An 11844-nucleotide genomic window follows, 5' to 3' on the forward strand; every position below is an offset into this window, starting at 1 on the left:
GATAATGCGCAGATGGAGCGTGTTTGGGTAAGAGGAGGAATGATGATGGATACGAGATGGAAATTGATTGTGAGAGGCTACATTATTCCGATTATACTAGTGTTCAGCCTTAGCTTTCTTGTGCAGAAGGTTGCATATGCCCAAGTTGTCGTACAACAGCATTCGATGCAAAATACGTACCATCCGGGAGATCGGCTCATCGAAAATAAATGGGTATACCATTGGTCCGATCCGGCATATGGAGATGTAGTCATTATTGATCCGGCCTTCGACGGGAAACGCTTCATTAAACGCGTCGTCGGCGCTGCAGGGGATACATTGGACCTTCGTGACGGTCATCTGATCGTCAATGGGAACGTCATTGACGAACCGTACGCAGAAGGAGAGACATGGCCGAGAGAAGTTGAGTTTCCTTGTGTCGTACCTGAAGGGCATGTGTTCGTCCTAGGGGATAATCGCGAGATTAGCGAAGACAGCCGCAAGTTCGGACCGGTGCCTGTGGCGAAGCTCGAAGGCAAAGTCGAATGGAAGGTATGGCCTCTGTGGTAAACCGAAGGGTCCCACATCTGCATGTTGGGGGAGATATTCATGCCGCATTATATTGACAGGCGCATCATCTTGAGAGAATATCGGCAAGGAAGACATTCCGGCAATTCGCAAATGGGTGAATGACCCGGAAGTGACAAGAGGGCTGCAAGCGAAGGCACACACGAAATAGGAAAGCGGTGAATGTCCAGGCAGCTGCCCGGATTCACCGCTTTCTTCGTTTATTGTAACGCGAACACAATCCCGATCGTGTTCGGACCGCAATGGCTGGAAATAACACAACCGCAATCCGATATATATACATGCTTGGCGCCAGTGCGCTGCTTCAGTTCCGACTGCAGCATGGCGGCATCATCATGTGATAGCGAATGTGTTACGAATATCGTATCTAAATCCATGCTGCCTTGGAGGGACAGCGCGTTATTTTTCAACTGCTCCAGCGCTTTCTCACGCTTGCCGCGAATCTTGTTGGCAGGGGTCATTTTCCCTTCAATGACTTTGATGACCGGACGAATCTTCAACAGGCTGCCGATAATATTTTGCAGTCCGCTGCAGCGGCCTCCTTTATATAAATAATCCAGCGTGTCAATAATAAATTCCGTCTCGACTTTGCCCTTGACCGATTCTACCAACTGCACGACTTCATCCAATGATTTCCCTGCTTCCAACGCTCGCGCCGCCTTCAGCACCTGAATTCCGATTCCGGTAGATAGATTCAATGAATCCATGACCTTAACCGTACCCTCTCCGAGCATTTCCCCTGCGATGGTTGCATTTTGAATTGTGGAAGACAATTGGGAGGACAGTCCAATGAATAATATCGTGTGCCCTTGATGTACATATGGTTCGAACGCCTTCATAAAATCAGCGGGAGATGGAGCCGATGTCTTCGGCAGCTTGCCAGATTCCTTTACTCGCTCATATAATTCGGGCGTCGTGATGTCTACGCCGTCCCGGTAGGCTGTATCGTTGAAAGTAACGTATAACGGAATGATGCCGATATCGTATTGTTCAATCAGTTCTTTCGGCAGATCGCATGTACTGTCCGAAAATAGTTTTACGTTGTTCATGATGCTTCCTCCCGAATGATATGTAACCTTTCCATGAGACATCTAACCATTATACTGCAAAATGAAAAAACATACATGCGCCAGCCCCATTGACGGCTGTGGAAAAATGTTCCAAATTCCACTGGTTGTTGCGTGCGATATCCCATGAGGGTATACTGAAACAGAATTTACACTACATATTGGGTATGAATATATCGAATGGAAAGGATATAGAGCAGCGAAGATGATTACAGAAGCAAAAGCAATGAGACGTATTCAATGGGGTTTTTTATTCTTTATAGATTATGCCCCGGGCGGCATTGACCTGTTACCTGATATTGTAGGGCTAGCACTGATATGGAGCGGGCTAAATGAGCTGTCTGCTGAGTCCGTTCGGTACCGTCAAGCGAAGAACGTATGTATACCGCTAATTGTGCTGGCGGTAATCGAGGTGCTGCAGCCGCTCCTTATCTCCGGAACGCCTTCACTGTTCCGTGCCTGGTTCGGCGTCATTCGCAGCATTGTGGAGACCGGATTGAATATTACGTTAGTGACGCTGATGTGCAGCGGATTAAGAGAGATTGCGCTAGAGAGGGGACAAGCCTCCTTTGCTCATACGGCCCGCCGCAGGTCGTTATATTTTGTGATTGCATTAGTATGTTCCATGAGCATGATCGGTTTTGCTTTGGCATCCCCCATGGTATTTTCAGCGATGTCCGCGCCGATGTTCCTGCTGTACATTATTGTCGTCTTCATGCTGATGGGATTATTCGGGCAAGCGGCCAAGCTTGCATCGAAGCAAACATAGCCTCTGGAAAAAAGACCTTTTCGGGTCTTTTTTTATTTTATAAAGTTGACGGATTGTCAGGAGAGAAAGCGGATCTAAAGGCTGGGCCGTATCTCCTTTGTCTCATCCTGCATTGGAATATGTACAGTGAAACAACAGCGTATATCTCTTTACGGCAGGTTTCATTGGAGTTGATCCAATGGTTCGACTCTCATTTCGAGCAATCGCTGAAAAATAGTCAAATCCATTGGACAAAGTACAGTCTAAACGTCATTTAGCCGCTTGAACCATCGGTTTTACTGTATATTTTCCAATGGAACTTACTTCGATCACGGAGAACAGGAATTGTTTTTTTGAAGTACTGTCGCATTTGGCTTGAAAATTCGTCCTTAAATAAAGAACATGATGTCAGGCTTCCGTTCAATGGCTCTTAGATCCATTCTCCCATACAATCAGGAAGGATAACGTCGAGAATAAGGTACATGCATGCCATTTCGTGTATACACTATGTCAAGCAGCCTGTCAGAGACATTGATTTCTATGCTCGATGCGGGAGTTTTATATAGATGCCATGCGCTGAAGCAGCTGAGCAAGGCGGCAGTAATTTGGCAGCGTTCAGAGTCATGATTGGGCGTGCAGCTTCCTGATGAAAGGGGAGAATGAAGCAAAGGGCCAGATAAAGCAAATCCCCTTTAGTCTGAACGCACCACTGTACGAACGGAACATCCCGTTAATTATGAAGAGTCGATGGTCTCGAGAGTGGTTTTCTTAAATTGGAGGCAGGAAATGCCGAAGTCATGACGAAACCGAACATTAGATGATCATTACGCTAACAAAGGAGAGTGCTTAAAAGTGGCACAATGGAACATTGTCGTTGCTGGCTGCGGACAAATGGCTAACACTTGGATTGAATATGTGAAGACGCGCCATGACGCAGCTATTGTCGGCTTGGTGGATGTGCAGGCGGAAGCGTCGCTCTCGATGGCTGATAGACATGGCTTGAGCTGCGGCTTATATTCCGATCTGAAGGAAGCAATCCGGCGCAGTGGGGCTAACTTGGTATTTGATATTACGACACCCAATGCGCACCGCAGCACGTCTGGAACGGCGTTGGAAATGGGCTGCCACGTCATGGCGGAGAAGCCGCTCGCGGCGCACGTGTCCGAAGCCGTGCAATTAACGAAGATCGCCCGGCAAGCACAGCGGTCATTGGCCATTATGCAGAACCGTCGCTATCTTTGCTCCATTCGAGCCTACCGCGAACTAATCCGGACAGGCGCAATAGGTTCGGTCGGGTTCATCGGAGCCGACTTCTTCCTTGCTCCCCGCTTCGGCGGCTTCCGGGAAGAAATGGCGAGTCCGCTTGTATTGGATATGTCGATTCATACGTTCGACCAAGCCAGATTCATTACAGGCGCGGATCCTATCAACGTTACTTGCCAGGAGTGGAACCCGCCCGGCTCTTGGTACCGCGGCAGCGCTTCAGCAATATGCACGTTCGAGATGAATGACGGCTCGATGTTCAATTACCGCGGATCCTGGTGTGCGCAAGGATTTCCAACCTCTTGGGAGGCTTCATGGCGCGTGGTAGGAAGCCAAGGGACCGCTATATGGGACGGTGAGCGGATAGAGGCCGAATCCTTTGACAAGGACGGTCAAGCGAGCAGAACGCAAGGAACGACCGGTTGGAACGGGCAGGAGGGGCATTTCGGGTGCTTGGATGAAATGTTCCTCGCGCTGGAGAAAGGACGGCCGGCGGAGACGAATGCGGAAGATAATCTGAAAAGCATTGCGATGGTGTTCGGAGCGATCGAGAGCGCCAAGCTGGGCAAGACGATCCATATTCCGACGCTGTTAGCGCAGGGGTTGAGTTCATGAAGCCGGTCAGCTATCAGTTGCTTATCGACGCCGTAACGAGGAAAGGCCAAGGAACACGGAATGAGGATCGGCTTGTCGTGCTTCCGGAGGAACGGTTATTCGGTGTCATTGACGGCGTATCGGGAATACAAGTGCCTCTGGATGATGAGGGGAGAACGGCGGGGGAGCTGGCAGCGCGGACTGTGGCACAGCCATGGGCTTCTGCCGTCACTGACCCAGACCGATCATCCCGTCCGCTCGACTTGCTGGTGCGCACGAGCCTGCAAGCGAACGAACGGTTGAACGGAATTATGCTGGAGCAAGGAATCGACCTCAGCAGAAAGGAATGGCGCTTCGGTGCTGTTCACGCCTTCGTACTGCTGGATGAGACTCACGCGCATTGGGTTCAGACAGGAGATTGTATGATTTATGCCGTCTATGAGACAGGACAAATACGAACTATAACGCATGACCGTGTCGAATACTATGACTCGCGCGCGCTTGAGACATGGCAGCAGAATGACGAAGCCTGGTTGAAGCATGAACGGCCGGATGAGGTTCAAGCCATGCTTGCAAACAATCGGACACACGCGAACTCCAATCCGGGCTACAGTGTATTAAACGGCGATCCGGCTGTCGAACGGCATATGGAGTATGGCAGCATCGCGCTGCAAGGCATGACGCATTTGCTCCTCGTAACGGATGGGCTATATCCTTGGCACCTTGACGATCGTCAGCGTACGACGGAGGCATGGATTCAATATGTAGTCCATACCGGGATTGGACAGAGCTTGGCAGTGCTGGAAGCGAACGAGCGGCAGGATGAACACTGCAACCAAATTCCTCGGTTCAAAATGTCCGACGATAAGACAGGCATTTTGCTGACGCTTGCGCAGACGTGATTTATCTCATTTGTTCTATGACTGGGCTTCGAACAGTGACAAAAATTCTCCATAGCCTTCTCGTTCCAGATCTTCTTTACGAATAAAGCGGAGGGCGGCGGAATTAATACAGTACCGCAATCCATTCGGACCCGGACCATCGTCAAAGACGTGGCCGAGATGCGACTCCCCGAAACGGCTGCGCACCTCCATACGAACCATGCCGTGCGATAAGTCAAGCTGTTCCTCGACGTGATGCGGACGAAGCGGCTTCGTAAAGCTTGGCCAACCACAGCCGGAATCGAATTTTTCCTTCGAACTGAACAAAGGTTCGCCAGATACGATATCTACATAAATGCCTTCCGCTTTATGGTCCCAAAATTCGTTCTGGAATGGCGGCTCGGTTCCGCTATTTTGCGTCACATGATATTGCATCGAATTCAATGTATCTTTCAGCCCGATCTTATCCTTTGCTTGAATCGCCCAATGGGAAGAGATAAAGGCATCCCGGCCAGACCCTTTGCGATACCGCTTGTAATGCGCAGGGTTTTTCATATGATAATCTTGATGATGTTCTTCAGCGGGATAGAACGTTCCCGCGGGTACGATCTCAGTGGCGATCGGCTTGTCGAAGCGGCCGCTCTGTTCCAATTCAAGCTTGGATTGCTCTGCTGTCTGCCGCTGCTCTTCATTATGATAGAAAATCGCCGTCCGATAGGATGAGCCGCGATCGTGGAACTGCCCGCCTTCATCGGTAGGGTCGATTTGCTGCCAAAATATTTCAAGCAGCTTCTCGTAAGGGAACAACTGCGGTTGAAACGTAATTTGCACGGCTTCCGCATGTCCTGTCTTATCGGTGCATACTTCCTCGTATGTAGGACAATCGGTATGGCCGCCTGTATAGCCTGAAATGATGGAGTGAATGCCAGGAAGCTCTTCAAACGGTGTTATCATACACCAGAAGCAGCCGCCGGCAAAAGTCGCTTGCTCCAATGGGGCATGTTCATCAAGAATACTCATTTATAGGCTACCTCCTTTTCAATAAAATAATCATAACCAATTGTACCCGATTGAACAATGGCTCAACCGTGCACCTTGAAAAATAGGTGAAAATAAGGGTTGAACAATTCATTATTCGATGTTATTATTAGTTCACCGAAAATGAATACTCCAAAGGGGAGTAGCTAGCACAGTATAAGTCGTCATTACGGGATCCGTTCCCTAGCGGTCCTCGGCTATACTGGCAACGTATAGCGTTGTTTGCGAGACCTTTGCCACGATTGTAACGTTGGTGAAGGTCTCTTTTGATCTGAGCGCCGTTACCTCGTGGTAACGGCGTTCATGTTTTTCGCGTCCGTAATACATACTAAAGATAAGGGGGATGCAACAGATGGAATTATTCTCATTAGAATTCTGGACGGCGTTGCTGTCTATTGTTGTTATCGATTTGGTACTTGCCGGCGATAACGCAATTGTCATCGGTCTGGCGGCTCGTAACTTGCCGAAGCAGGACCAGAAAAAAGTAATTATATGGGGGACAGTCGGAGCCGTTATTATCCGCGCGCTAGCGACCTTGGGAGTCGTGTGGCTCCTGAAAATACCGTTCCTGCTCGTTGTGGGTGGCGCCGTGCTTCTCTGGATCGCCATTAAGCTCATGGTGGAGGAGAAAGAGCATAACGTGCAAGCCGGCACGAACTTCTGGGCAGCGGTACGGACGATTATTGTCGCCGATGCCGCGATGGGATTGGATAACGTCTTGGCCGTTGCCGGAGCGGCGGGAGGACACGGTGGGCTTGTCGTCTTAGGGCTTGCCATCTCTGTGCCAATCGTCGTATGGGGAAGTACCATCGTATTGAAATTCATCGAGCGCTATCCGGCTATTATCGTTGTCGGGTCTGCGGTTCTTGCTTGGACATCTGCCAAAATGTTCGTCGGCGAATTCGAAAAATTCGAGTCGATTGCACCTTATTTTGAGAACCCGGTTATTAAGTACGGATTCGAAATTATCGTCGTTGTCTTGGTCGTTGCTACCGGTCTTATCATCAAACGCAACCGCAAAAAGAAGCAACAACAGCTGCCAGACAATTCCGACGACATGCGTCAACGTGCGCAATAAACAAGGTAAACAAAACAAAGCATTGCACAGCCGTGCAGAGCACACTGCAATGAGCCCTAGAATCGTTCTAGCGGCTCATTTATATATGTATATGCTGATCATGACACACAAGTGACTCGCGCGATACATTATGACCGCTGAGGACTAGCGGACGAGCTGGAACAAACAATTGCGGCAACGAAATGAGCGCCCCTTCCGGAGCGCCCTCTTTACTGTAAAAGCTGAATTATTTAAACGTTGGCAGCCAAGTGCCATGCGCTTCAATCAGAGTGTCGCACAAGGAGACGATATCGTCCATGCTTAGCTCTGCCGATGTATGCGGATCCAGCATGGCTGCGTGATAGATGTGCTCCTTCTTGCCTGTCATGGCCGCTTCGATCGTAAGCAGTTGTGTATTAATATTCGTGCGATTCAGTGCAGCAAGCTGTGGAGGCAGATTCCCGACATAAGTTGGCGTAATCCCGCTGCGATCGACGAAGCATGGCACTTCCACGCAAGCTTCCTTCGGCAGATTCGTAATCAATCCAGTGTTCATCACGTTGCCGCCGATCTTGAACGGTACGCCCGTCTCCATCGCTTCGAGCATATATGAAGCATATTCGTGCGAACGCGTATGCTCCAATTGTTGATTGTTCACCAACTGCTCGCGCATGTTCTTCCATTGTTCAATTTGATGGACGCAGCGGCGCGGATATTCGTCAAGTGGAATGTTAAGCTGCTCAATGAGTTCGGGGTACTGCTTCTTAATGAAATAAGGATGGTATTCCGCATTGTGCTCTGACGACTCTGTTACATAATAGCCGAACTTGAACATCAGTTCGAAGCGCACCATGTCATGATGCTTTTCTTTCTGTTTCTCCTTCGCGCGGCGTTTAATTTCGGGATATAAATCTTCACCGTCCTTAGTCACTTCCAGAAGCCAGGCCATATGGTTAATTCCGGCGATCTTCGCTTGCACGCCTTCTGAGTCTAGCTCCAAGCTGCGGAACAGATGAGGCACACACGCTTGCACGCTATGACAGAGACCGACCGTACGAACTCCGCCATATGTATTCATGACGTTCGTCAGAACAGCCATCGGGTTCGTATAGTTGAGGAACCAAGCGTCAGGACATACTTCTTGGATGTCCTTCGCGAAGTCAAGCATCACCGGGATGGTCCGCAGGTTGCGGAAGATGCCGCCGATGCCCAACGTGTCCCCGATCGTTTGGCGCAGTCCATACTTTTTCGGAATCTCAAAGTCGGTAATCGTACATGGGTCGTAGCCTCCCACTTGAATGGCATTGACGACATATTTGGCTCCGCGCAACGCTTCTTTGCGATCGTGGTAGGCGACGACGCGGCATGTGCTGCCAGACGTAGACAACAGGTTGTTCAGCATCCGTTCCGAATCGTGCAGCCGTTCGTGGTCGATATCGAACAGAGCGAGTTCGAACTCTTGCAGTGCCGGAGTTAACATGCAATCTCCCAGCACGTTTTTGGCGAATACGGTGCTGCCGGCACCTAGAAAAGTAATTTTGCCCATGCTTCCTTCATCCTTTCTGCGAGAGGAAAAGTTTAATTTTTTTTAAAGTTCATATGGTCTGATGCAACATGGAATAAAATGCTGTACAATCAATGTAGCTGAATTTGGTGATACTGTGTATGGGCAAAATGATTATGAGTATGGAGCATTGTAGCCAAATAAGGGAGGGGACGCTGTGGCTGAGCGAGCGAATATCGCCATCAACGAAGCTCCGTCTCGCGGTGAACTGACCGTCTTATTCAGTGGCCAATCGAATACGGAACCAGGCCATCGAATCGGTCCGACGGTGCATGACTATGGGATCGTCCATTGCGTGCTGTCCGGCAAGGGAAAGTTCGCGATGCGGGGACAGGAATTTGAAGTCAGCGCAGGAGATAGCTTCTTTATCTTCCCAGGCGAATTGGTATATTACGAGGCAAATGAACAGCACCCGTGGGAATACCGTTGGATTGGCTTTCGTGGTAATAATGCAGAGCAAATACTTGCCAATATAGGCATTGGCCCGCATGTTCCTGTACTGAAAGGCTATCGAAAGCACCGGGTGGAGGCTCTATTCCGCAATGCAATGAAAGCGCTGCATCAGGGAGGGGAAGCAAGCGACATTGAAGCCGAAGGCTACTTCCGAGTGGTGCTAGCCGAATATGCTCGCGTGGCAAGCACCGGGAGTGGCGGCTCTAAAGGCGATATGCGCACAGATATCGAACGTCAGGTGGAACAAGCGGCGCGTTGGCTTACATTACAGCATGACAAAGCGATATCCATCGATGAGCTTGCGCACATGCTTGGTTATCATAGGACATACTTATCGAAAATGTTCCGCAAGCAGATGGGTGAGTCTCCGATGCAATTTCTCCTGCGGATTCGGATGGAGCGGGCTAGAACGCTGCTTATGACGACCCAACTGACGATCGAACAGATTGCCGCGTCAGTAGGCTATGAAGATGCGCTCTACTTTTCCAAGCTGTATAAAAAATGGTATACTCGTGCCCCTACTGCCCATCGCATCGAACTGCAGTCTCAGCAAATGACCGATTGCTCGTATCGTTAACACATCATATAAAGAGCCCCCTTATCGCCGATCGTCACATGAATCCGGCAATGAAGGGGGCTTGGAATTACAAGAGAGAACGAGATAAACAATTACAATTAGCGCTCATACCAATAGCCTTTTATTCCTTTTTCCAGTCGTACTAACGCTTCCAGGTAGTAATAATCGCCCCAAATCGTAAAGTCGTCAGGACTGTGTCCGAGCAGAACCGCGTAAGAGCCATGCTCGATGAGGCCTTCCGCTTCCGGTTGATTCATCGTTGAGTAGTTCGCAACGAGCGAGCGCAGCGAACGGTCAAGGCCGTCCTCGAAGAAGCTTCTGTCCGGATCATCTGCCGGCAAATGATCCAGCAGTTCCAATAGACCCGCTGCCACGATGGCTGACGCGGAGCTGTCGCGTTTGGTGTTCTCGTCTATCGCAGCATTGAAATCCCAATAGGCTACATCGTCCTCGGGCAGCTCGGTTAAGAAATACCGGGCCATGCGACGGGATGTTTCTAAATAGTGCTGTTCCTGTGTATAGCGATACGATAGCGCAAACCCGTAAACACCCCACGCTTGTCCCCGTGTCCAAGTAGATCCGTTATTGTAACCTTGGTGTGTCGAGCCTCCAATCGGAATCCCCGTGTCCGTATCAAAGTGGAAGGTATGATAAGAGGAATCGTCTCCCCGCACTAAATAACGGCGGCTCTGCTCCGCGTGAATGCGCGCAACCTCTGCATAACGCGGATTTCCAGTAGTATTCGATGCCCAATACAATAGCGGGAGGTTCATCAGGCAGTCGATAATGATGCGTCCGCCATTCTTTGGATCACCCTTTGGCCCCCAAGCTTGGATGTACTGTCCTTCTTCCCGCCAGCGGCTCAGCAGCTTATCCGCTGCTCGGATCGTCAGCTGCTTCGCCTCTTCATCCCCGTCAATTATCCATTGGGCTTTCGCTGATAAGGAGTAGAGGAAGCCAATATCGTGATGGTCCAGCGCCACATTCTGCTCCAAGCGCTGCTTGAAGCTTTGGACGGTTTTGCGTGCCGCTTCGGCGAACGTCTCGTCTTGCGTATATTCATAGCAGAGCCACAGCATACCGCTCCAAAATCCGTCAGTCCAATCGGTATTATCATTCAGCAAGTAAGTTCCGTTTTTGCTTACGTGAGGAAATTGGTCCCCATAACGTGCAATATTCGCCTTCGTCTTCTGCACAGCGTCATGAATTGCGGCTGACCATACATTGTCCATCTCTCGTTCCTCCCAATCGATATCCGTTGATTAACGATTCATCCATCCGCCGTCAACGCACAAAATATGTCCATTCACATAGTCCGATGCAGCAGATGCCAAGAAGACGACCGGACCGGCCAGATCTTCAGGTGTGCCCCAACGGCCTGCAGGAATTCTTCCTAATATATCGGCGCTGCGCTTCGGATCATCGCGCAGCTGCTGGGTATTGTCTGTGGCCATGTAGCCGGGAGCTATAGCATTGACGTACACGCCTTTGCTTGACCATTCATTGGCAAGTGCTTTGGTGACGCCGGCAATCCCATGTTTTGCCGCAGTATAGCCAGGAACATTAATCCCTCCTTGGAAGGAGAGCATGGAAGCAATGTTGATTATCTTGCCAGAGCCTTGCTGAAGCATATGATTGCCAAAGGCTTGACATAAATAGAAGACGGAATTCAGGTTCAACTGCAACACGTCATGCCAATCCTGCAGCGAATGTTCGGCGGCAGGGGTACGGCGGATAATGCCCGCATTGTTGACCAAAATATCCACTTTGCCATCGGCTGCTTCCACACATGAGTTCACAACATCGTTCATTCCGTCTAAGTTCATTAGATCTGCCTGAATAAAAGTAACCTTGCGGCCAAGGGCTTGCAGCCTCTCCGCCGCATCCCCGCGCGGGCCGTTGCTCGTAATGAGCACCAGATCCGCTCCAGCTTGCGCAAGCCCGTAAGCCATGCCGAAGCCTAAGCCGACGGCTCCTCCCGTGACTACCGCAGTACGACCATGTAAATTGAACAATTGCATGATCTTTCCTCCTT

Annotated in this window: 11 protein-coding genes; 6 read left to right on the top strand and 5 right to left on the bottom strand. The window is 50.0% G+C overall.

What is annotated here, in order from left to right:
- Positions 1–45: 45 nt before the first annotated feature.
- Entirely contained in the window at positions 46–549 is a 504-nt protein-coding gene (lepB, locus tag M3650_RS16470; RefSeq protein WP_019424090.1) for a signal peptidase I, read from the top strand.
- A 218-nt stretch (positions 550–767) separates the two neighbouring features.
- On the opposite strand, the gene M3650_RS16475 is transcribed toward lepB, so the two are convergent.
- A complete protein-coding gene (locus tag M3650_RS16475) occupies positions 768–1616 on the bottom strand; it encodes a DegV family protein (RefSeq protein ID WP_233697219.1) in 849 nt (282 codons plus the stop codon).
- 244 nt (positions 1617–1860) lie between these two features.
- On the opposite strand from M3650_RS16475, the gene M3650_RS16480 reads away from it, so the two are divergent.
- The 3 genes from M3650_RS16480 (at position 1861) to M3650_RS16490 (ending at position 5141) form a co-directional block, all read left to right on the top strand.
- The gene (locus M3650_RS16480; protein ID WP_251576373.1) at positions 1861–2403 is read left to right on the top strand and encodes a hypothetical protein; all 543 of its coding nucleotides are present in this window, start codon (positions 1861–1863) and stop codon (positions 2401–2403) included.
- Positions 2404–3234: 831 nt separating this feature from the next.
- Complete coding sequence (locus M3650_RS16485; RefSeq protein WP_251576375.1) at positions 3235–4260, top strand: Gfo/Idh/MocA family protein; 1026 nt, start codon at positions 3235–3237, stop codon at positions 4258–4260.
- Positions 4257–5141: a protein phosphatase 2C domain-containing protein gene (locus M3650_RS16490; RefSeq protein WP_251576377.1), complete on the top strand. Its 885-nt coding sequence runs from the start codon at positions 4257–4259 to the stop codon at positions 5139–5141. Before M3650_RS16485 ends, M3650_RS16490 begins: the two co-directional genes overlap by 4 nt.
- A gap of 15 nt (positions 5142–5156) precedes the next feature.
- On the opposite strand, the gene msrA is transcribed toward M3650_RS16490, so the two are convergent.
- Complete coding sequence (msrA, locus tag M3650_RS16495) at positions 5157–6140, bottom strand: peptide-methionine (S)-S-oxide reductase MsrA (protein ID WP_251576379.1); 984 nt, start codon at positions 6138–6140, stop codon at positions 5157–5159.
- Between the two features lie 370 nt (positions 6141–6510).
- Between msrA and M3650_RS16500 the strand changes: the two genes are divergently transcribed.
- Positions 6511–7236: a TerC family protein gene (locus tag M3650_RS16500; protein ID WP_019424084.1), complete on the top strand. Its 726-nt coding sequence runs from the start codon at positions 6511–6513 to the stop codon at positions 7234–7236.
- Between the two features lie 226 nt (positions 7237–7462).
- Here M3650_RS16500 and melA read toward each other — a convergent pair whose 3' ends face one another.
- Complete coding sequence (melA, locus tag M3650_RS16505; protein ID WP_251576381.1) at positions 7463–8761, bottom strand: alpha-glucosidase/alpha-galactosidase; 1299 nt, start codon at positions 8759–8761, stop codon at positions 7463–7465.
- Positions 8762–8936: 175 nt separating this feature from the next.
- On the opposite strand from melA, the gene M3650_RS16510 reads away from it, so the two are divergent.
- Entirely contained in the window at positions 8937–9809 is an 873-nt protein-coding gene (locus tag M3650_RS16510; protein ID WP_251576383.1) for an AraC family transcriptional regulator, read from the top strand.
- Positions 9810–9907: 98 nt separating this feature from the next.
- On the opposite strand, the gene M3650_RS16515 is transcribed toward M3650_RS16510, so the two are convergent.
- Together M3650_RS16515 and kduD are read right to left on the bottom strand one after the other, a co-directional pair.
- Positions 9908–11041: a glycoside hydrolase family 88 protein gene (locus M3650_RS16515; RefSeq protein WP_251576385.1), complete on the bottom strand. Its 1134-nt coding sequence runs from the start codon at positions 11039–11041 to the stop codon at positions 9908–9910.
- Positions 11042–11071: 30 nt separating this feature from the next.
- Positions 11072–11830, bottom strand: a complete 759-nt coding sequence (gene kduD, locus M3650_RS16520) for a 2-dehydro-3-deoxy-D-gluconate 5-dehydrogenase KduD (protein ID WP_285848486.1) — start codon at positions 11828–11830, stop codon at positions 11072–11074.
- Between the last annotated feature and the right edge of the window lie 14 nt (positions 11831–11844).

The organism is Paenibacillus sp. MER TA 81-3, from assembly GCF_023713585.1.
Classification (GTDB): Bacteria; Bacillota; Bacilli; order Paenibacillales; family Paenibacillaceae; genus Paenibacillus_B; species Paenibacillus_B profundus.

Coding starts and splice junctions, on each gene's coding strand:
- lepB (WP_019424090.1), top strand. CDS start 46: ATGGATACGAGATGGAAATTGATTGTGAGAGGCTACATTATTCCGATT.
- M3650_RS16475 (WP_233697219.1), bottom strand. CDS start 1,616: ATGAACAACGTAAAACTATTTTCGGACAGTACATGCGATCTGCCGAAA.
- M3650_RS16480 (WP_251576373.1), top strand. CDS start 1,861: ATGAGACGTATTCAATGGGGTTTTTTATTCTTTATAGATTATGCCCCG.
- M3650_RS16490 (WP_251576377.1), top strand. CDS start 4,257: ATGAAGCCGGTCAGCTATCAGTTGCTTATCGACGCCGTAACGAGGAAA.
- msrA (WP_251576379.1), bottom strand. CDS start 6,140: ATGAGTATTCTTGATGAACATGCCCCATTGGAGCAAGCGACTTTTGCC.
- M3650_RS16500 (WP_019424084.1), top strand. CDS start 6,511: ATGGAATTATTCTCATTAGAATTCTGGACGGCGTTGCTGTCTATTGTT.
- melA (WP_251576381.1), bottom strand. CDS start 8,761: ATGGGCAAAATTACTTTTCTAGGTGCCGGCAGCACCGTATTCGCCAAA.
- M3650_RS16515 (WP_251576385.1), bottom strand. CDS start 11,041: ATGGACAATGTATGGTCAGCCGCAATTCATGACGCTGTGCAGAAGACG.
- kduD (WP_285848486.1), bottom strand. CDS start 11,830: ATGCAATTGTTCAATTTACATGGTCGTACTGCGGTAGTCACGGGAGGA.